Below are 20264 nucleotides of genomic sequence, written 5' to 3'. Positions count from 1 at the left end.
AAAATATTTACAGTCCTTGCGAATGAAGCGTACTCCTATGGGTTATCCGTACTCCTGTGGAGAAGCAAGCTACCCGTAGCGTTCCTTAGGGAAAAAGTACACTTTGCTCGTAATGAAATACTGTAATTAATTCTGTCCAAGTACTTATACCAGTCTGAAAAAACAATGCCACAAATACATGAGCTATGGACGCAAAGCTTTGCACCCATACACATGATTGATATGTAGCAAGATTTTTTCAATTGGTATTACCAGTCAGAGCCATATCCAAAACATAAAAGTTGGTTATAACTCTGGCTGCTTGGGTGAGTTAGAAGCGACGCTGCTGAAATGCTAATCAACTTTCACATCTAACAAACCCAAACAAGATGGTTAAAAATTTTTCTAGTAATTCACAATTTTTTACCGATAAATCTAGTCTGAGCAGCCGGATCGTAGAACCAAATTCTAAGTTTTACTCTATCTTCTCTAAACAAGAAGTTTTAGAGTTAATTCAGGCATTAGAGATTAGAAGAGAAATCCCTTTAAAGTATTCCTATAAAGGTAGAGGTGCAAAAATTTGGAATAATTATTATCAAAAATATATTACTCCTCAATGGTATCGCACCTCCAATGTAGAAATTGATTTATTAAATAAAAACTTTGAGTATGTTAATGGTAGTTATCAACATTGTACTCAAGTCAATATTATAGATGTTGGCGCAGGTAATTCTTACCCTGCCAAAAAATTAATTTCTCGGCTTGCTAAATTAAATAAAATTAATCAATATATTGCTTTGGATATTAGTAGTGAACTTTTAGAAGTATCAAAAGCCAACTTTACTAAATGGTTTCCTTTCATCAAATTTGACAGTGCCACAGTTGATATAGAAACTAGTGCCATTCCTCTAGAACTTTGCCAAAGCTCAACTTCTCAGGAAGATATAGCCAATATATTTTTACATCTAGGTGTGACTATCGGCAATCATCAAGATAGGATTAGGGCACTACAAAACTTCAGAAAGAGCATGAGTAAAAATGATTTACTTGTGTTCACTAACGAAATTGGCTCTAACTCGCAATGGGATGGTAAAGCTCGAGGAGGGTGTAAATATCATGTGGAAGAGCTATATGCATGGATTAAAAACAAGGTAGGAATTAAGGCAGAAGATTGCGAACTTGTCAGAAAATATGATGTAAAAACAGATAGTGTAACTGCCAATATAAAATTTAATCGCAATTACACTGTAACTTTTAACGAATTGGGCATAGATAAAAATTTTGCAGTTTTCAAAGATGAAGAAATTACAATTTGGCGACATCACAAGTATGAAATGCCTGAACTTATTCAAGAACTAGAAGAGGCTGGATTACAACTAGTTCACTCTAGCTGTAATAAATATTTTTCACATATTATGGTGATTTGTCAGGTTGCTAAGAATTAGAATCTGCATAAATACACGACTTACTCAACTGGCACAGTGATCCTCTGGCATAAGAGTTGCAACAGACGCGATTAATCGCGTCTGTACAAATGTCAAGGGACAAAAATTTAGGTTTTTTGGACTCTTGACATTTGAACGCCAGTTCACTCAACGGAGGGAACCTCCGCACGTGACTGGCTCCCCTAGACAAACCTAAACGAAAAAAAATATGACACTTGGTTAAAGGTTAAAGGTTTGTTATTCCCCTTTTCCCATTCCCTATTACCCTTTTTCCCCTTAACACCAAGTATTGGAGTGTGGATTACCCTACTTTAACTATCGGTACACACACCAAGCTTAATATTGCAAGTTTTGTAACGAAAAAGTTATCTTTATTTATATAAAGTTACTTTACTACCAACAGAGGTTTGAGATGACTATCTTAATTGCATTATTGGTTGTGGGTTGGGTAGCAGCTTCGGTTGTAGGCTCTCTAGCTTATTTCTTGGGAGAACAAAGCAAGCCTATCCACGAGCGTAACTGGCGTTCTGATGCCTTTGAAAGATTGTCAAAGTCGATCACAGGTAAAGAAATAGACTATAGTGAACGCACTCCTGCCTATGCAATGGATGCCTATGCTAGCCGCAATCTGCCTTTATAAAAATTAAGGTGGCTCGCCAGAATGTTAAAAAACACAAGCCCCAGTACCTATAAGCGGGGCTTTGCTTTACAAAAACTTCAATTAATTGACGTTATATGAAGAATATGTTAAATATATTAATATAAGCTTACAAAGCTAAGAAATCTAAATATTTGAACAACGACAACTAGGAAGAAAATCTGACATTTGGGTAATTTTAGGTTTTTCTTCATCAACCTCGGCACGTGCAGCCGAGGTTTTATTTTGGCTGTTGGGGATTGGGGATTAGGGATTGGGGATTGGGGATTGGGTAATGGGGAAAGGGGAAGGGGAAAAGGGAGATGAGAGAGAAATCTTTTAACTCAGCATTCAGCACTAAAAAAACTATCTGCCTGTTAGGTCAATGCTAGTAAAGGGCAATATAAACCCATAACCAGTAATTTGACTTGTATTGCTCTATGAGGAGTTTCTTTGATGATTCTGCAATTGATTCGTCAATTCAGCCATCTAAACGACATATTTTTATCAAAAACTCACGCAATGTGATGGAAGTGCTAGTGGTAGCAGAGGTTGAGACTCAAATTCAAGCTTTACCTGCTAAAACTGCTAGATATATCAACCCATCTGAGGTGACAGCTTATGCATTAAATCGTTTGCCTGCATTTTATGCCACTAGCAAGAGAGGTTGGCAAAGGCAATTACATCGCGGCAAAACAGAATTTCATCAGAAGATTTCCACGGCTGTACGTCAGGGAATTATCGCTGTACAACAAGATCCTCTACGTGCAGAGGATTTTCTGGATTTTCAAGAAGAAAATCCAGCACAGGCTACTTTACAAGCACTGCAAGTTTTGCTTCAAGAACCAGATTTATCTTGGGATAACTTAGCTGATGTAGTTGAAAAAACATTAATGAATACATTGCGAGGTAAGATTACCTGGCGTAAACCTGCTGGTTTAGATAATGAAATCTTTGATTGGGAAAAACATCCGCATAATCAAAGAGGATAATAAAAATCAAAGAATGCGGTAAATAGATGAGTAGGGGTGCAAAACTTTGCACCCTTAAATATCAGTAATATCTAGCTAAGAGGTTGTGAATTTGGATTACAGCAATTTTGATAATTAAGCTCTTCTACATTTAAATGGCATAATTTTGGCTGGCTAGATGTCCAATACCACAAACTGAAAAGACATCTTAAATATGCAAAATAGAAGTGGTTTCAATACTGCTCGTTTAAGGATTTTAAACTCTTAATTTGGTTTGGGTAAAAGGCTTCCCTGCGGGACGCTGTTCGCGAACGCCGTGAGCGTCAGCCAAACGGTTAAAGGTTTTTATTGCCCCTTTTGACCTTAACCGACAAGGATTGGCAGTGGTTTAGCTGATTAACCCAAAAATGTGCTTATTAAAGGCTAAAATCATCAGGGGAAATTTATGCACATTAATATATATTTATTGCTTGGTCATAAATATTGGAAAAAATTACATAATCGTGTAATTGTCATCATCCTTGGTATATTGTTAGGGCTATTGTTAACTCTATTACCTGTTGCTGCTCATAATTATTCACAGCCATTGATAGGGCAAAGATTATCAAATGTAGTACAACAAGAACAACAAGGTAGACAATATTACGAAGCTGGGCAGTTTGGGGAAGCCATCAAAATTTGGCAGCAAGTTTTACAAATCTACCAGGCGCAAAAAGATGAACTAAACCAAGCTAGAGTTCTCAATAACCTCTCATTGAGTTATCAACAATTAGGGCAGTGGTTGGAAGCTAAACAAGCAATTTCTAGTAGCCTGAAATTGTTAGATGTAAAAAGCGATCGCACTAAAGAAAATTTAAATGTCCTCGCTCAAGCTTTAAATACTCAAGGAAGTTTAGAGTTAGCAATTGGCAAGTCCGAAACGGCGCTAGCAACTTGGCAACAAGCAACTGCTACCTATACCAAGGCAGATAATGAGATAGGAGTAATTCGGAGTTTAATTAACCAATCTCAAGCTTTGAAGAATTTAGGCTTATATCGTCGCGCCTTATCAATCCTGACTCAAGTAAACGACATCCTCCAGAAGCAACCTGATTCTGCAATCAAAACGGCTGGATTACGTAGCTTGGGTTCTAGCCTACGTTTAGTCGGGAATTTGACACAAGCACAGCAGGTTTTACAACAAAGCCTAGCGATCGCAAAAAAATTACAGTCTCCTTTAGATATTAGTGCGGCGTTAATCGATTTGGGAAATGTTGCCCGGGCAAACCAAGATGCCGACTCAGCTTTGGGTTTCTATCAACAGGCGAGTGCGATCGCACCCTCGCCAATTCTCAAAATGCGATCGCAGTTGAATCAACTGAGCATTTTAATTGAGCAGAAAAAATGGACTTTGGCTCAAACTCTCTGGAGTCAAATTCAACCACAACTAGCTAATTTACCTCCCAGTCGTGCGTCGATTTATGCTCAACTGAACTTAGCCCAGAGTTTAATTCGCCTCCAACAGGCAGATCTTCCAGATGCTCCCACAATGGAAAGCATTGGTAAATTGCTGGCAAATAATCTGCAACAAGCAAAAACTTTGGGAGATAAACAAGCAGAAGCTTACGTATTAGGTAAACTGGGTAGACTTTACGAACAAACTCAGCAATGGCAAATTGCTCAAGAACTTACCCAACAAGCACTTGTACTCGCCCAAGCTATTAATACACCAGAAATTGCCTACCGTTGGCAATGGCAATTAGGGCGACTTTTGAAAAAACAAGGAGATGAAACTGGAGCGATCGCAGCCTACACTGAGGCTGTAAATACTCTCCACTCTTTACGAACCGATTTGGTGGCGATTGATCCAGATGTGCAATTTAGTTTTCGGGAAAGTGTAGAGCCAGTCTACCGAGAACTAGTCAGCTTACTTCTCAAACCAGGAAACTCTCAATCTAGTCAAAACACTCTCATTCCAGCTCGTCAATTGATTGAGTCTTTACACTCTCAACCTAGTCAAAAAGATATCATTCAAGCGCGTCAAGTGATTGAGTCTTTACAGTTGGCAGAACTCGATGACTTTCTGCGCGAAGCTTGTTTAGATAAAAAATACGCTCAAATCGATCAGTTAGATCCCCAAGCTGCAATCATCTATCCGATTATTTTGGCAGATAGATTAGAAGTGATTCTCAGCTTGCCAAAACAGCCACTACAAAACTATGCCACTGTTTTGCCGGAGGAGGAGCTGGAAACTATTGTAGAAAAATTCCGGAAAAAATTAGTTATTCGTTCTAAGCAAGACTTTCTACCATTATCTAAACAACTATATGATTGGTTGATTCGTCCAGTAGAAGCCGAACTAGTCAAAAGCGGCATTAAAACTTTAGTTTTTGTTCCAGATGGTGTTTTCCGAAATGTACCCTTAGCTGCTTTGCATGACGGGAAGCAATTTGTTATTGAAAAATATAGTGTTGCTTTAACACCAAGTTTACAATTACTACCTCCCAAGCGGTTGCAAAAGCGCAACTTTAAAGTACTGGGTGCTGGATTAACTGAGGCTAGACAAGGCTTTTCTCCCTTAGAGTATGTGGAAGAAGAATTAAAGAAAATCAAATCCGAAGTACCCAGCACAGTGCTGTTAAATGAGGAGTTCACTAGCAAAAATCTCAAAACCTATTTAAAATCCACTTTCTTTCCCATTGTTCATATTGCCACCCACGGTAAATTTAGCTCAAAGGCAATAGAAACCTTTATTTTGGCTTGGGATGAACAAATCAAAATTAATGAATTAGATAATTTACTCCAGATACCCGAACAGCAAAAGCAAGAATCTGTAGAACTGTTGGTTCTCAGTGCTTGCGAAACCGCAACAGGCGATAAGCGTGCAGCATTAGGTTTAGCAGGAATAGCAGTTAGAGCCGGAGCTAACAGCACTTTAGCAACATTATGGGCTGTTAACGATGAAGCCACAGCCAATTTAATGCGTTATTTCTACAAGTATCTGAGCAACACCCAAGAAGGGAAAGCCGAAGCCTTACGTCGTTCTCAGCTAGCCCTTTTAAAAGATCCGCAATATGAGCATCCAGTCTATTGGGCACCGTATATTTTAGTAGGTAACTGGCTTTAGGGTTGAGGGGGAAGGGGGAAGGGGAAAAGGGGGAAAGGGGAAAAAATAACAAACACCAATTACCAATTACCAATTACCAATTACCCATTACCATTCCCCATTCCCCATTCCCCAATGCCCCATGCCCCATGCCCAATGCCCTAAAATAATAAACAGCATTTAGTTTGGCATCTATCTGCCGTTTTTATACCAATGACTGAGCAACGTGATGCTGATTCATTGTCAGCAGATTCTCAGCAGTTAAGTGAAAGCAATAGCACAGAGTCGCAAAATCTACCTACGGCGCAACCTGCTGATGATTCGTGGAAAAACCGGATTACTGATGTTTGGCGCAAAGCAACACCGCGCCTAGATAAGCTATTACCTGTAGATGATTTAGCACAGAAAGTTGTGCAATGGTTTAGTGTTAGCGAAACCCAAATTGCTGAAATTTTGGAGACAGTTCGCGCTGAACTGCCAACTACGGAAGCTTTGTTAATTGGTAAACCCCAAGCTGGTAAAAGTTCGATAGTGCGGGGTTTGACAGGGGTTTCTGCGGAAATCGTTGGGCAAGGATTTCGCCCCCACACCCAACATACAGAGCGTTACGCCTATCCTTCCGATGATTTACCATTGCTAGTTTTCACGGATACGGTAGGGCTGGGAGATGTCACACAAGATACTCAAGCAATTATTCGCGAATTGATTGGCGATTTAGAACAATCCAGCCGCAGCGCCAGAGTTTTGATTCTGACGGTGAAAATTAACGATTTTGCTACGGATACATTACGTCAAATTGCCCAAGATTTGCGTCAGCAGTATCCAGATATTCCTTGTTTGTTAGCGGTTACCTGCTTACATGAGGTTTATCCGCCGGAAATCGCCGATCATCCAGATTACCCGCCAAACTATGAGGAAATTAATCGCGCCTTTGCAGCCATTCAAGAGGATTTTGCGAAAGTCTGTGACAGATCTGTCCTTATAGACTTTACTTTAGAAGAAGACGGTTACAACCCTGTATTCTATGGCTTAGAAGCTTTGCGAGATAACTTAGCCGAACTACTTCCCGAAGCCGAAGCCAAAGCAATTTATCAATTATTGGATCGAGAAGAGGCTGGTAAGCAACTAGGAAATCTTTACCGTGATACAGGACGACGTTACATTTTACCCTTTGCAATTATGGCAGCAACACTTGCAGCCGTACCACTACCATTTGCAACTATGCCCGTGCTGACTGCGTTACAAGTATCTATGGTAACTGCTTTAGGTAACTTATACGGGCAAACTTTAACCCCATCTCAAGCAGGGGGAGTTGTAAGTGCGATCGCAGGAGGTTTTCTCGCCCAAGCCATAGCCAGAGAACTGATCAAATTTATTCCCGGTTTCGGTAGCGTGATTGCTGCATCCTGGGCTGCTGCATACACTTGGTCACTTGGCGAAACAGCCTGTGTATACTTTGGTGACTTAATGGGTGGTAAAAAACCCGATCCAAAGAAGATTCAATCTGTAATGCAAGAAGCTTTCAAAGCAGCACAAGAAAGGTTTAAGGGTATTAAGCGTTAGGGTAGTTGAACAATTTCTCCCTTGAAAATCATTTGCCTAACTCATTTTTTTCTGTTTGGAATTACCAAACTGAGGAAATAAACTATAAATCCCACAAATCCTAACTCATTCCACAACCACTGCCTTAGTTGTTTACGATTACGAATGTGCTGGAAGTCCTTTAAATAATTCTCCAGACCTCGCACAGCAATCATTTGTTGTCGTGCAGATAGTAATCGCTGTTCTGAATTATTCATTTCTAATCGAGTATTTCGTATATCTTGAATAAATTTTTTAATTTCCTCCACACCACCAATTGTTTCTATTACTAGGTTTAATTCCTGAATTAAACTTTGAGTATATTGATTTTTTTGATCATATACATCTATGATATTTTTAACCTCAATCAATTTATTATCTATATTTTTATGAGATTCTTCGATTATTTGTTTTATTTTATTAACTTCTTGAAGTATATTCTGTGATTCTTGAAGATATTTTTTAACCTGTAATAATATATAGTTAGACTCTTCAGTAAAAGATTGAATTTCTTGTTTATTATTATTAATTTTATGAATTATTAGTTGTAAATCTCGTATAACATCTTCATTTATACCAAGTTCATGCAGATGATTTGGTATGTCTTGTAAAATTTGTAATTTCTCTTGTAGTTTTCTAGCTTCGTCTAAATGACTTAATGCACGATTTTCATGTTGATTTAAATCATCCTTCGCTTCTAATAGTTGTTCACGACTTAGATGAATTTCCTGAATAAGTTCTCGAACTTCATCAATTTCCTTAACTTTTTCGAGAATATTTTTGGCTTTATCTATAGATTTATTAATAACTATACATAAAGCTTCAAGTTCTTGGGAAACTTGTAAATCTGTCGGGAATTTATCATTCATAATTCACCTGTATTAGCAATCTTTTCTATAGCCGCATTGCAAAGTAGAGATATTAAATATCCTTCATCGCTTGATATTTCTTGCCTAAAAGGAAAATTTTCGGGGATATGCATTCCAATCTTTGTCAGGACTCTAGCAGCCTCATATACAAGTCCTTTTCTCTGAAGCTTATTGGCAATTCTTAATATTAAGTCTTCATATTCTTGGCTATTGATGCTTTGCAACTCAGATGCTACTTTAACTGCTTCCCAAGAACTATCTAAAGCCATTAAAAGTAAGCATTGCAGGGGAATGCGATCGCTATGACTATCAATTTGCTTAATTTGCCGTAATTCTTCCTCTAAACTTTCTTTAGAATGAGTCGCAAGGATTTTAATTGCTTGCTCCTCAATTTGTGTAACTGTGTCATTATCAATTCTTGCTAGCCTGAATGCAGCATAAGTATCCCAATAAATTTGTACAGGCTGATTATTTAAACCATCGTAAATGATGTTACATAATCCTGTGATATCTTTAAATAAGTGTTCTCCATTTGCCCACTCTGTAATCCAATCAAGAACATCTGCATTTGAAGTATTAAAAAATTGGCATTCTTGAAAATGCGATCTTTCAAATCTATTGATTTCATCAGTAGTTGCAATCACAAGTAATCGGTAACGCGGTCTGGTAAAAATCGTGTACCAATTATTTGCTTCTTCAAATGATGGTTGTCCCTGTCCTTTAAATACACAGAAAGCAACACAAGCATCAAACTCTCTACCTTTAGCTTGATGGAATTTTATATAGTCTAATCCTGGAAGATTACTGTATTGTTCGGGAATATCTTGATAAATTAGCTTGACTTGGCTAGAAAGAAGTCTCAATATAGAACGCTGTTCTAAAGCGCATGTATATCTTACTTTATCACTTAGGTCATTAAGAATTTTCAGCGCTTCTTCCTGTGATGTGCATTCTAGTATCCTCACAGGTTCACCTTGTTCAAAAGCATCTTCAGGTTGACTGACTTCAGGTAGTTTTTTACCTCCTGAACTTGCTCTCTGTGCAAATAGATGGAAACTATTAGCGAATTTTAGAATATATTTTGTATTGCGATAATTATATTTAAGGCTGTGTCTTCTATTCAGCTCTAAATGTCCCCAATTAAAATCTATGGGTGTAATTCTTTGATTCATATCACCCAATAGAAAAAGTATAGAAGCGTGATTATTACACTTTTGCCATCGCTCCAGCATTTTAACGATCGCTTTAATTTCATCTATCAGATAATCTTGAGCTTCATCAAATATGAACAGTGTCGTATTACTCTCCTTTAAAGGACGAGTATTTTCTGTAATTTCAGTTACTCCATCTATCCAGCTTATTCTATTTCCTAATCTATGCCTCCACCTAGGCAGATTAATTCTTTGCAGTTTTCCAATCCAATGCTCATTTTCTCGATAAATGGGATGGTCAAATTCAGGATGTTGATGTCTTTGGTCAATAAATGCTCTGAATAACATTAAATCGTGTATATGAAGAAATTCATGAGAAGAAATCACATGGATTCTTCGCGCTTCATCTTGTAAAGCTTGTAATTCTTCTGATGTTGTGGCTAATGTTTCATATATATCTGGTGCTGCTTGATATAACCATTCTGTAAAAGTTCCTACAAAAAAATTAGGTTTTCCAAGCTGTAATTTTTTTTTAATTTCACTAAATTCTTTAATTTCAGCACATAGATTTTCAGGCAGAATTAAAGCAATATTCCAATAATTTTGTGTATATAATTCACAAGCCATTAAAGCCGCACATACTGTTTTACCTGTACCTGGCGCACTTTGTACTAAAAGGCTATTAATATTACTATTACTATGGTTTGCTCCAAACTGTGGAGAGGAATTTCTTACTTCCTCAAAAATTGCTTTTTGTTCTTGAGTCAAAACAGGTGAATATAAATAACCACCATAAACAAATTGATGCCAAGAGTTAGTTTGAATAGGATTCCATATATATGTAGGAACATCTTCTACTGTTTTTTGTCCAAGTTCAAATACATCAGCTATATCTATTTCTGGGTTTCTATTTATATCCTCAATAATTTTTTTATAAATATCTTTACGTTGTCCTGCCATTAATATTAAAATCTGTCCTTTATTTTTCGTCCAAATCACTCTCACATCATGTTTTTTAGTTCTCCATAAATCTTTGTATCCCTCTAATTTTCGATGCTCACCCAGGTTACCTTCACTAATATTTTTAATTATTTCTGCTACCAGCTTAAAATATTCATGTGGTAATTTTTGAATTTCTCTGACAGCAGCGCGCACAATTCTAACGATATAAATAGGCATGAATATACCTCATATAAAATAATCTCATTAAGTTGATTATTTAAACAATGTCATTTAGATAATCATGAAGTTCAACTATTTAATTACATGAGCATTGTGCATAAAAATGTTTATCTATAGTTACTCTATTTGATTGGGAGAAATTAGTTACGTATGGAGCTAACTAGAAGCAGAAGAATAATTTTTTGAGTTGTACTGAGTGAGTATTTTGCACAAATCGAATGTGGCTGCTTTAAAAAAGAGTCAGCCGAAAATAATAGTATATTTATATACTATACAAATGTTGTCTTCCAGAAAATATTCAATACTGGAAGAGTTTGTAGCTATTTTTTATACTTTGCTTACAATATAATAGCCTAATAAAAAGCCAATTGCCTAGTAAGCAAATGATATTAGAATTAAGCCTTACTCACGCTAGGCTAAAACCCTATTTCTCGTGATTTTACTTAGTTTGAAAAATATTCTGTACCATTTTTTTATCTACACTGGCAGCAACTTGATCGAGTGCGGCTATCTCACCAGAATCTAACAGCCAACCTAAAGCACCAAGATTATCTTGTGCTTGTTGGAGATTCTTTGCGCCGGGAATGGGGATAGTTCCTTTGCTAATGCACCAGTTAATTGCTATTTGTGACATAGTTTTATTTCTTGATTCTGCCACCTCTTTTAAACAAGCTAAAAGTGGGTCAATTCCTGGTAGTAATTGTCTGAATAATAAACCACGAATCCCTTTAGGGAAGGGGCCTGTTTTGGAATATTTTCCTGTTAATAATCCTAATCCTAAAGGACTATAGGCAATTAATTTGATGCCCAAATCATCGCAAACTTGCTTCAGTTGCAGTTGGGTTACTGGATATGTGGAGAGTAGCGAGTATTGAACTTGCAGAGTTGCGATCGCAATTCCTCGTTCGGTAAATTTTTGATGCACGCGTTGCAGACGCTTTGGCCCGTAATTCGATAATCCTACAGCTTTGACTAATCCTTGCTCATAAAGGTCAGCTAGTCCATCTAAAAGCCTTTCTTCTTGCCAAGGTGCATAGTTGGCGGTAGGCCAATGCATTTGAACTAAGTCTACATTTCTTCCTAGCCTTTGGGCTGAAGCTTTGCCAGCTTGTACCATTGACTGACGCGTCCATCTCCAAGGATAAGCAGCCAGCTTGGTAGCAATGCAAATCTTTTGGGCGTTGATACCCTGATATTCTCGAGCAAATTTGCCTAGCAGTATCTCACTGCGTCCCTTGAGTTTTCCTGTTCCGTAAGAATCACCTGTATCAAATAAGGTTACACCGTTACTCACACAAAGGTTAAAAACGGCTTGCAACTGCTCATCCATACTTTGATCGTATCCCCAGAGCAGCTGGTTTCCCCATGCCCAAGTTCCACAACCCATTATTGGGAGTGATAATTCCTGGTTAATGTGCATATTGACTCACTGTAGATTTCCTGATTCCCTGCCAACAAGGTTGCTCAAAGTTCATTATCAGATAATTTCGCAACGCAATACCTTAGTTAAGGAACTTGCAATTAAAAAAATCATCCATCGCTTTAGCAAGCAGGGAGAGCAGAGAAAGTCGACGCAATTAAAAGAATTTCATCACCATAAATGCAAGTCTTTCTTTCCCATGACCTATGCCCATTTTAAAGTTAGTCCCTCACACCTGGATAATTTATGATTCTTTATAATATTTTTCAGTAGAATTACTATTGAATTTTGACATCTTTAAAACATATTTTTTCTGCATGAAGTTTCTAAAAATACTTTAAAGAGTACTTTCCAATCTTCCTTAGTAAGAGTTAATTTTATAACTACATTATTTGTAAATTAAGGAGAAATCCGGAAAATGAAAACCAAAAAACATAACTCTAGCAAGCATCAAAAAGATCACAAAATTATGCAGATATCACAGTTTACTGAATTAAGCGATTCAGAACTGGAAATAGTAGTAGGTGGCTGGGGAACTCCTTTACAACCACCACCACCTGGCGGTACTGGCGGTGGTTGTACTGGTTTTATAGTCCTGGGTAGCATTTAATGCCTTACTAACCCTTAATAAATAAGGTGTTCTGTTACCTAAAAACAACTTGATTCTTAGCTAAATAAGGATTTATTCAAGGTGCAATTATCAAACATAAACCCCCGTCCACACAATGGTTTCGGGGGTTTTAGTTTGTGCAAAAATAGTCACGAATGGGGAAAGGTAAGGGTGAAAAGTTCTGTTAACCTTTGAATAGAGACGCGATGAATCACGTCTCTACAGGTTTTGACTTCCTTGTAGCAGTGCTAGTATCATCCTCCAAAGGTAATTTGGTGCATGACAATGCGGAAGTTAAATAAACAAGCACTAATTTGGCTGTGTGCAGGAATTATTATTTTAGGTTTGATGGGATGCGATCGCCTTTTCCCTGCTTCTGGGGATGCTGTTGAGCGTATCAGTGATGGTGATACCCTAACTGTGAAAGACCCTAATGGTAACAAATTCAGCGTCCGCTTTGCCTGCATGGATGCGCCAGAAGTACCACATACCAACAAGGAAAAGCAAAGTAAACGCGCTAGCGATCGCAATCAATTTACCTGGGGTGCGAAAGCACAGGAACGCTTACAGCAGTTGGTTAAGCAAGGAGGCGATCGCGTAACTTTGAATATTACCGATAGCGATCGCTATGGCAGAAAAGTGGCGGAAGTACGCTTAAAAGATGGTACGTTTGTGCAACAAGTTTTACTGCGGGAAGGATTGGCGAAGGTTTATCGTCCTTATTTAAATAAGTGTCCCAGTAAAGATTTAGTGCAGCAAGCCGAAGCGGAAGCGCAGCAACAAAAGCGTGGGATTTGGGGTGATGCTAAGTTTGTTAATCCTTGGGAATATCGGAGTTTAAGTAAGCTGTAATTCGTAATTAAGAAACAATACTGATCTGTTAAGGATTTTTAACTCTTAATTTGGTTTTGGGAAAAGGTGAAAGGGTAAGGGGAAAAGGGGCAAGAAAAAACTTTTTTCCTTTACCCTTTTGCCTTTAACCGACAAGTATTGAATTAAGAAATTAATATACAGGGGTTTGTTGTCGTGCAGTGCACCATTAAGGATTTAAAAAAGTGCGTTAGCCTCCGGCATCATACACTTTATTGAACCAGGAATTACGCAAGCAAAATTTGTCATTGCGACCGGAATGAAGTTTAGGGAAGCAATCCCAGAATCTCAGGCGATTACGTCGCTGCGCTCGTAATGACGTAATTACGTAACTTTTGCGTAATACCAATTCAAATTATGTTTGCGACAGATAAATTCTTTGTAGGGGCACGGCACCAATAAGATATTTGATATGCCAAAAGATTGTGGATGCCGTGCCCCTACCTACCCATCTGTTGCGTTCTTTTTTCAAAATAGTATAAGTCCTATGAACTAAATTATATATGACAATTATTTTTGTAATTAATATCATAATTAGCACAATTATTCGTAAGGGCATGGCAGTGCCATGCCCTGACAATTATCTGTACCTCAGCAACTTGCAATCTGCTGTATTTACCGATATTCTAGAGATGCAAAATAGATGTGGTTTAGCTGATAAATTACCTGTAGCTAGATTAGGCAGTTACTACATTATCATTTGCGTTTTTTTCTGCACTATTTTTTAAGCGGGTTAATCGGCTTTTGCGGATACGATCGCTTTCTTTAACCCCACCTGCAAATTCATATTCACTACTGTCTTTGCCGTATTTAAAACCAACTCCCACCAGCATTTTATCTGAAATCAGGCTTAAGCTTTTTTCTATCTCGTCTAGCTTGGTTCTAGAAGAGTCAATTAAAGCTATCGCATCGTTATATTCATTCAGCATCGTTTGAAATTGCTGCATTAATTGAGTTAGGTTTTGCAAGTTGCAGTTATCATCAAAAGTTATATTGGGATCAATAGCTTTCATCCTGGTGACTCTAAATTGAGCTTTTTCTAAAATCCGGGATGTACGTTGCTTACGAGCCATATTTTACTCCTTCACTAGCTCTCAAAAGCTAGTTTGGCTCAATTAAGCTATGTTCCGGTTCAGCAAAAATCGCAAATTTTTCAGATAATTTTTGATTTATACCAGTGATTATTCTGAATTTAATCACACAGGGCTGATTTTCAGAGAAATAATCTGTTTAGGTTTCAGGAATATGTGATGATGACAGCTTAGGTGATGCCTACCACAGGCTCAACCTCTGCACTTTCATGTAGAGTTAAGTGCGATCGCTTCAACAATAAGCCTTAATGGTCGAGGTTTAAGGGTTAATGTTGTAACTTTAAGGCTTAATGGTCGAGGTTTAAGGGTTAATGTTGTAACTTTAAGGCTTAATGGTCAAGGTTTAAGGGTTAATGTTGTAACCTTAAGGCTTAATGGTCAAGGTTGATGACTAAAGTTGATTGGCGATCGCATTTCGTTCAAGCTGGGGCGATCGCACTTTACAATAGTTGTCGCATATTTGAACCACATCTATCGTAGGGGCACGGCATCCACAGACTTTCGGAGATACACATATCTTATCGGTGCCGTGCCCTACCAAGTAATTCATCTTCGCTGAAGATACTGAGGTGCATAAGGTAGCAAAAATATTTATTCAGGCGAACTTTTATACCCCCACAGTGCCAGGTAACGAATTTATGAAATGTCGATTTTATCGTGTATTAGGGACTTTTAATAAATATTTAGAAATTTCTCAAAGCCTTAGGTGTTAAACTTTACAAGCCTCGATACGCGTGAAGAGAACTACAAACGACCACGACACATTTCCAAAAATGGCAACGAACGAACGCCTACATAAAATAGGGAGATATCCCTCTGGTACTGAGGTATCAAAAATAACTTTATCGTAATCAATCCAGTTGCTTTCCACTCTCCATCCTACGCGATCGCCAAATTGTTTCCAGGCTTCCTCGTCATATTTACCATCTGGCTTACCACCAACACTCAAGTAAATTTCTTTCTGAACGCTAAAGCCAAATCGTCCATTGCTATATTTTGTCCATAGGCGATCAATCGTGCGGAGGTCAGTACAAGGAAAGTTTAATAATTCTTCTGTATTAAAGTAATGACCATTATTCTGACCTATAGCCTGAACCATTACTAAATATGTTTCCATATCAGCATCTTTCCAGTTCTCTGCTGCTAGCAAGTCGCGCAGCCTGGTATAGTCTACGCCTTTTTCTGTACTAAGATCATCGTCTTGTTTCGCTGTCGGTTCTTTAGTATCAATTGTTGAAATTGGTTGCGGGGAAATAATTTTACTTGCCGAAATTGACTGCTGAGGAATCAAGCGATTATGTATAGCTGCAATATCCTCATCTCGAAGTTTAAGAATTTGCTGTAATCGCCGTAAATCATCAAGAGTTCCATCACTAAGAATCGGTTCTTCTTCTAAAGCCTCAGTCAGGCTTTGTTCGTATTCCTGCAAGCTTTCTTCTAACTCACGGAATGGTTTGAGAACTTCTTCTTCTATCGCTGCTGCTACTTCCGAATTTAACCCCAACTCAGTTTGTCTACGAACTAAAACTTTGCGTCCTACAACCGAAACGCGACCATTTCTAATACGTTGCTCAACTTCTTTGCGATACTCTAATTGCGAATCGCCTACTGGTGCTTTAGCTAGGCGAATTGTATAACCTTCTTTGACTGCAAATATTTCTGGTTTCATCGCTGGCTTGGCTTCCAGCACCTTGCGCTTGGCATATTCATGCAGTTCAGCTACAGTCACAAAACCATCGTTATCATTATCAGCTGCGCCTGTTTCAATTCCCTCAATTAAATAGCGGGTGTAAACTGCGCCTCCCGAATCTTCAAAGGATTTTTGTGTAGCTGTGGAAGAGGTTAACACAGCTCTACCTTCACCACCTAATTGCTCAACAATTTCATTTTTAATGCTGAGATTGGAAATTTCTTTTGCACTCATCCCCTCAGCAAAAGCACCGCTAAAACAACAGTCAAGAATTAATACTTGTCGCTTCGATTTGCTGCGACTCATGTAATTTTGATGGATGAACTTAGCATCTACTGCTGTACCAATTCTAACTAAACCCTGGGGATTAATTTGAGTATTGCGGCTGACAAAAAATAAATTTCCGTCTTCATGTCTGTAGCCATGTCCAGAAAAATAGAGCAGTACTACGTCATCTTTTTGGCATTTTTCCATGAATAACTGCTCAATTTCTGAGCGCATAGTATCAGAATCAGGATTAGGCAAAACTTTGACTTCCTTAAAGCCGCCTATCTCTAAATTCTCCAAAACACGCTGCATTGCTTCAATATCTTTGACTACTCCAGATAAATTATTTATCTTCGGAGACTCATATTCACTAGCACCAATTAGCAATGCATATTTCGCCATTTTGCTTGCTTAGTTCCGTTGAAATACAGAATTTTCCCTAATTCTATATTTTATACAGGATAAAGCTGAGGGATTCCGTGCATTAAACCTCTTGCAAGAGGTGGGGAAAGGGAAAAGGTTAAAGGGGAAGGGTAAAAGAGAAAACCTTTCCCCTTTTCCGCCTTTTCGCAACTTCTGAATTGTTGGTGGTGCGTTGCGCTGCGCGACAACACACCCTACGCCAGCACTTACTGCTGCACAGATCCCCGACTTTTTCAAAAAGTCGGGGATCTAAATCCTGCTAAAGAGTAAGTGACATTTTGCCCCACGCTGTTTAAATTAAAGGGGCGATCGCTCTTGCAATTTAGCTTTTAAACGGAGAGGGAGGGATTCGAACCCTCGTATACGTTGCCGCATAACAGCATTTCCAGTGCTGCGCCTTCAACCACTCGGCCACCTCTCCAGGTGCCACGATTTACAATTCTAAGGTGAAATCGCAAAAAATGCAAAGATAATTAAGAAGATATTTGAGAAAAAATCAAAAGTTCCCAATCATCATGTCCCAAACATACAAGATTAGAGTTCGCGATCGCAATACTGGCAAGGAATACACCATACAAGTGCCGGAAGACCGCTACATTTTGCACAGCGCTGAACAACAAGGAACAGAATTGCCGTTTTCTTGCCGCAATGGTGCTTGTACTACTTGTGCTGTGCGGGTACTTTCGGGAGAAATTTACCAGCCAGAGGCAATTGGACTATCGCCAGAGTTGCGGCGCAAGGGATATGCCTTATTATGTGTGAGTTATCCCCGTTCGGATATAGAAGTGGAAACCCAAGACGAAGATGAAGTTTATGAACTTCAGTTTGGACGCTTTTTTGCACGGGGTAAAGTGAGGGCGGGTTTACCGTTGGATGAAGATTAAACAATTGAAAATACACAATTCAAAATCACGAGATGCAATCTTGGCAATCCTGGCTATTGATTAGTAGCTGTCGGCAGGGTAGATATAACGGTGTGAAGGTACAAATTCAGGCTATGGCAGCGCATTTTGGCGTATTAGTGCGAAAAATATTAATTTTGGCTTGCCTATTACTGCTAGTGAGTTGTCAAGGCAAAAGCCAGCCTACCGCTAATCAAGCACAGGTAAAAGTGGCGCGGGTGGTGAGTGGGCAAAGTTTGGAAGTTTTAGGCATGGCTGAACAACCAAACTTAATTTCCCCGGTGCGATTAATTGGTATTGAAGCACCAGATCTCCGCCAGCGCCCTTGGGGTGATGATGCTAAAGACGAATTAGAGAAAATGATTGGAGGCGCAGAACAAATCGTCACCCTAGAGTTGGACATTGAAGACAAAGATAAAATTGGTCGGACTGTAGCCTATGTATGGAAAGATAAATTGTTGTTAAACGAAGAAATAGTCAAAAAAGGCTATGCATTATTTGTACCGCGATCGCCTAATCATAAATACGACCAGCGTTTAGAACGTGCCCAACAATGGGCAAGAATCATGGGGCAAGGCATTTGGCAACCAGAAAAACCCATGCGCCTGACTCCCGCAGAGTTTCGGCGGCAGTATCGGTGAGTGGGGGATTGGGGATTGGGGACTGGGGATTGGGGATTGGGGACTGGGGATTGGGGACTGGGGACTGGGGACTGGGGATGAGGGAGATGAGGGAGATGAGGGAGATGAGGGAGATGAGGGAGATGAGGGAGATGAGGGAGCAGGAGTGCAGGGGAGAATAGCCATTACTCATTACTCATTACCCCATGCCCAATGCCCCATGCCCAATGCCCAATGCCCAATGACAAATGACAAATGACTAATAACAAATGACAAACCTACAAATATTTCTAGATATAGCTACAGAAGCGGCTTTGGCTGCTGGTGAGGTTTTGCAAGGCTATTGGGGGAAGTTAGAAGATGCAATTACAGAAAAAGGCCGTCCTGGTGATTTAGTTACCGCCGCTGATAAGGCTTCGGAAGTGGTAGTTTTGGAGGTTTTGCGTCGCCATTTTCCCCAGCATTCGATTTTGGCTGAGGAATCTGGGAAATTAGGCAATCAAGATAGTGAATATCTTTGGGCAATTGATCCTTTAGATGGCACAACAAACTATGCTCACCAATATCCTTGTTTTGCTGTTTCTATTGGGTTGCTAATTAATGGCGTTCCCCAAGTAGGTGTAATTTATAATCCTGCTAGTAATGAGCTATTTCGGGCTGCTGCTGGTTTGGGTGCTACACGCAATCGCCGCCCGATCAAGGTTTCCGATAGTTCTGAATTGAGGAAAAGTTTGCTAGTCACTGGCTTTGCCTACGATCGCAGAGAAACCTCTGATAATAATTATGCAGAATTTTGTCACCTCACCCATTTAACTCAAGGTGTCAGGCGTAGCGGTTCCGCCGCAATGGATTTAGCTTATGTAGCCTGTGGGCGATTTGATGGCTACTGGGAAAGGGGACTTTCCCCTTGGGATATGGCTGCGGGTATTATCCTCCTTCTAGAAGCTGGCGGCAAAGTCACAGCCTACGATCGCACTGCTTTTAAAATCGAAACGGGAAGAATCCTCGCTACTAATGGCTACCTCCACGACACCCTCAGCCACGAATTAATGAACACCCCACCGTTATCAAGTTGGAAATGAGAATGGGGCATGGGGCATTGGGCATTGGGTATGGGGCATGGGGCATGGGGCATTGGGCATGGGGCATGGGGCATGGGGCATGGGGCATTGGGTAATGAGTAATGAGTAATGAGTAATGAGTAATGGCTATTCTCCCCTGCACTCCTGCTCCCTCTGCTCCCTCTGCTCCCTCTGCTCCCTCATCTCCCTCATCTCCCTCTGCTCCCTCTGCTCCCTCATCTCCCTCATCCCCAGTCCCCAATCCCCATTACCCCTTATCCCCAGAGGGGGCCCCGAGTTCCCCAATCCCCAATCCCCAATCTCCAATGTATGACTTTTAACCCTTAACTACTGAACGATCTATAGGATAGCGAAGTAAACTAGAAGCATTATTTTGCTAACGTTGGTGC

The 20264-nt window shown here is 39.4% G+C and carries 16 protein-coding genes and 1 tRNA gene; 10 read left to right on the top strand and 7 right to left on the bottom strand.

What is annotated here, in order from left to right; translation table 11 throughout:
- The first annotated feature begins 368 nt into the window (after positions 1-368).
- From HG267_RS21655 to HG267_RS21635, 5 genes are all read left to right on the top strand, one after another.
- On the top strand, positions 369-1424 hold the full coding sequence (locus HG267_RS21655) for an L-histidine N(alpha)-methyltransferase (RefSeq protein ID WP_045867942.1): 1056 nt from the start codon (positions 369-371) through the stop codon (positions 1422-1424).
- A 412-nt stretch (positions 1425-1836) separates the two neighbouring features.
- Positions 1837-2064 (top strand): photosystem II protein, Psb35-related, encoded by a 228-nt coding sequence (locus tag HG267_RS21650; RefSeq protein WP_045867941.1) that lies wholly within the window; start codon positions 1837-1839, stop codon positions 2062-2064.
- Positions 2065-2501: 437 nt separating this feature from the next.
- Positions 2502-3053, top strand: coding sequence for a late competence development ComFB family protein (locus tag HG267_RS21645; RefSeq protein ID WP_045867940.1), 552 nt, complete (start codon positions 2502-2504; stop codon positions 3051-3053).
- 424 nt (positions 3054-3477) lie between these two features.
- The gene (locus HG267_RS21640; RefSeq protein WP_045867939.1) at positions 3478-6138 is read left to right on the top strand and encodes a CHAT domain-containing protein; all 2661 of its coding nucleotides are present in this window, start codon (positions 3478-3480) and stop codon (positions 6136-6138) included.
- A 192-nt stretch (positions 6139-6330) separates the two neighbouring features.
- On the top strand, positions 6331-7680 hold the full coding sequence (locus HG267_RS21635) for a GTPase family protein (protein WP_045867938.1): 1350 nt from the start codon (positions 6331-6333) through the stop codon (positions 7678-7680).
- 41 nt (positions 7681-7721) lie between these two features.
- Here HG267_RS21635 and HG267_RS21630 read toward each other — a convergent pair whose 3' ends face one another.
- From HG267_RS21630 to HG267_RS21620, 3 genes are all read right to left on the bottom strand, one after another.
- A complete protein-coding gene (locus tag HG267_RS21630) occupies positions 7722-8567 on the bottom strand; it encodes a hypothetical protein (protein WP_045867937.1) in 846 nt (281 codons plus the stop codon).
- Positions 8564-10897 (bottom strand): hypothetical protein, encoded by a 2334-nt coding sequence (locus tag HG267_RS21625; protein ID WP_045867936.1) that lies wholly within the window; start codon positions 10895-10897, stop codon positions 8564-8566. The genes HG267_RS21630 and HG267_RS21625 overlap by 4 nt, the downstream gene beginning before the upstream one ends.
- Positions 10898-11339: 442 nt before the next feature.
- On the bottom strand, positions 11340-12320 hold the full coding sequence (locus HG267_RS21620) for an aldo/keto reductase (protein WP_045867935.1): 981 nt from the start codon (positions 12318-12320) through the stop codon (positions 11340-11342).
- A gap of 418 nt (positions 12321-12738) precedes the next feature.
- Between HG267_RS21620 and HG267_RS21615 the strand changes: the two genes are divergently transcribed.
- Positions 12739-12930 carry a hypothetical protein gene (locus tag HG267_RS21615; RefSeq protein ID WP_045867934.1) on the top strand — a complete coding sequence of 64 codons (192 nt, stop codon included), beginning with the start codon at positions 12739-12741 and terminating at the stop codon, positions 12928-12930.
- A 285-nt stretch (positions 12931-13215) separates the two neighbouring features.
- Positions 13216-13782 (top strand): thermonuclease family protein, encoded by a 567-nt coding sequence (locus HG267_RS21610; RefSeq protein WP_081583922.1) that lies wholly within the window; start codon positions 13216-13218, stop codon positions 13780-13782.
- A 695-nt stretch (positions 13783-14477) separates the two neighbouring features.
- Here HG267_RS21610 and HG267_RS21605 read toward each other — a convergent pair.
- The 3 genes from HG267_RS21605 to HG267_RS21590 form a co-directional block, all read right to left on the bottom strand.
- Positions 14478-14873 (bottom strand): hypothetical protein, encoded by a 396-nt coding sequence (locus HG267_RS21605; RefSeq protein WP_045867932.1) that lies wholly within the window; start codon positions 14871-14873, stop codon positions 14478-14480.
- 727 nt (positions 14874-15600) lie between these two features.
- Positions 15601-17250, bottom strand: a complete 1650-nt coding sequence (locus HG267_RS41975) for a caspase, EACC1-associated type (RefSeq protein WP_045867931.1) — start codon at positions 17248-17250, stop codon at positions 15601-15603.
- Between the two features lie 355 nt (positions 17251-17605).
- Positions 17606-17692, bottom strand: a tRNA-Ser gene (locus HG267_RS21590).
- 94 nt (positions 17693-17786) lie between these two features.
- Between HG267_RS21590 and HG267_RS21585 the strand changes: the two genes are divergently transcribed.
- The 3 genes from HG267_RS21585 to HG267_RS21575 all read left to right on the top strand — a co-directional run bounded on the left by HG267_RS21585 (position 17787) and on the right by HG267_RS21575 (position 19875).
- The gene (locus HG267_RS21585) at positions 17787-18155 is read left to right on the top strand and encodes a 2Fe-2S iron-sulfur cluster-binding protein (protein WP_045867930.1); all 369 of its coding nucleotides are present in this window, start codon (positions 17787-17789) and stop codon (positions 18153-18155) included.
- 113 nt (positions 18156-18268) lie between these two features.
- Positions 18269-18814, top strand: coding sequence for a thermonuclease family protein (locus HG267_RS21580; RefSeq protein ID WP_045868834.1), 546 nt, complete (start codon positions 18269-18271; stop codon positions 18812-18814).
- A gap of 248 nt (positions 18815-19062) precedes the next feature.
- Positions 19063-19875, top strand: a complete 813-nt coding sequence (locus HG267_RS21575) for an inositol monophosphatase family protein (RefSeq protein WP_045867929.1) — start codon at positions 19063-19065, stop codon at positions 19873-19875.
- On the opposite strand, the gene HG267_RS21570 is transcribed toward HG267_RS21575, so the two are convergent.
- Positions 19829-20116: a hypothetical protein gene (locus HG267_RS21570; RefSeq protein ID WP_263419962.1), complete on the bottom strand. Its 288-nt coding sequence runs from the start codon at positions 20114-20116 to the stop codon at positions 19829-19831. The genes HG267_RS21575 and HG267_RS21570 overlap by 47 nt on opposite strands.
- Between the last annotated feature and the right edge of the window lie 148 nt (positions 20117-20264).

This window comes from Tolypothrix sp. PCC 7601, from assembly GCF_025677855.1.
In the GTDB taxonomy this organism is placed as follows: domain Bacteria; phylum Cyanobacteriota; class Cyanobacteriia; order Cyanobacteriales; family Nostocaceae; genus Aulosira; species Aulosira diplosiphon.
Note: the sequence above shows the minus strand (reverse complement) of the source record. Positions and strands in the feature narration are given on the sequence as shown.

Bases quoted from the DNA above. Each gene is read 5' to 3' on its own strand.
- HG267_RS21655 (WP_045867942.1), top strand. From the start codon at position 369: ATGGTTAAAAATTTTTCTAGTAATTCACAATTTTTTACCGATAAATCT.
- HG267_RS21650 (WP_045867941.1), top strand. From the start codon at position 1,837: ATGACTATCTTAATTGCATTATTGGTTGTGGGTTGGGTAGCAGCTTCG.
- HG267_RS21645 (WP_045867940.1), top strand. From the start codon at position 2,502: ATGAGGAGTTTCTTTGATGATTCTGCAATTGATTCGTCAATTCAGCCA.
- HG267_RS21640 (WP_045867939.1), top strand. From the start codon at position 3,478: ATGCACATTAATATATATTTATTGCTTGGTCATAAATATTGGAAAAAA.
- HG267_RS21635 (WP_045867938.1), top strand. From the start codon at position 6,331: ATGACTGAGCAACGTGATGCTGATTCATTGTCAGCAGATTCTCAGCAG.
- HG267_RS21630 (WP_045867937.1), bottom strand. From the start codon at position 8,567: ATGAATGATAAATTCCCGACAGATTTACAAGTTTCCCAAGAACTTGAA.
- HG267_RS21625 (WP_045867936.1), bottom strand. From the start codon at position 10,897: ATGCCTATTTATATCGTTAGAATTGTGCGCGCTGCTGTCAGAGAAATT.
- HG267_RS21620 (WP_045867935.1), bottom strand. From the start codon at position 12,320: ATGCACATTAACCAGGAATTATCACTCCCAATAATGGGTTGTGGAACT.
- HG267_RS21615 (WP_045867934.1), top strand. From the start codon at position 12,739: ATGAAAACCAAAAAACATAACTCTAGCAAGCATCAAAAAGATCACAAA.
- HG267_RS21610 (WP_081583922.1), top strand. From the start codon at position 13,216: ATGCGGAAGTTAAATAAACAAGCACTAATTTGGCTGTGTGCAGGAATT.
- HG267_RS21605 (WP_045867932.1), bottom strand. From the start codon at position 14,873: ATGGCTCGTAAGCAACGTACATCCCGGATTTTAGAAAAAGCTCAATTT.
- HG267_RS41975 (WP_045867931.1), bottom strand. From the start codon at position 17,250: ATGGCGAAATATGCATTGCTAATTGGTGCTAGTGAATATGAGTCTCCG.
- HG267_RS21585 (WP_045867930.1), top strand. From the start codon at position 17,787: ATGTCCCAAACATACAAGATTAGAGTTCGCGATCGCAATACTGGCAAG.
- HG267_RS21580 (WP_045868834.1), top strand. From the start codon at position 18,269: ATGGCAGCGCATTTTGGCGTATTAGTGCGAAAAATATTAATTTTGGCT.
- HG267_RS21575 (WP_045867929.1), top strand. From the start codon at position 19,063: ATGACAAACCTACAAATATTTCTAGATATAGCTACAGAAGCGGCTTTG.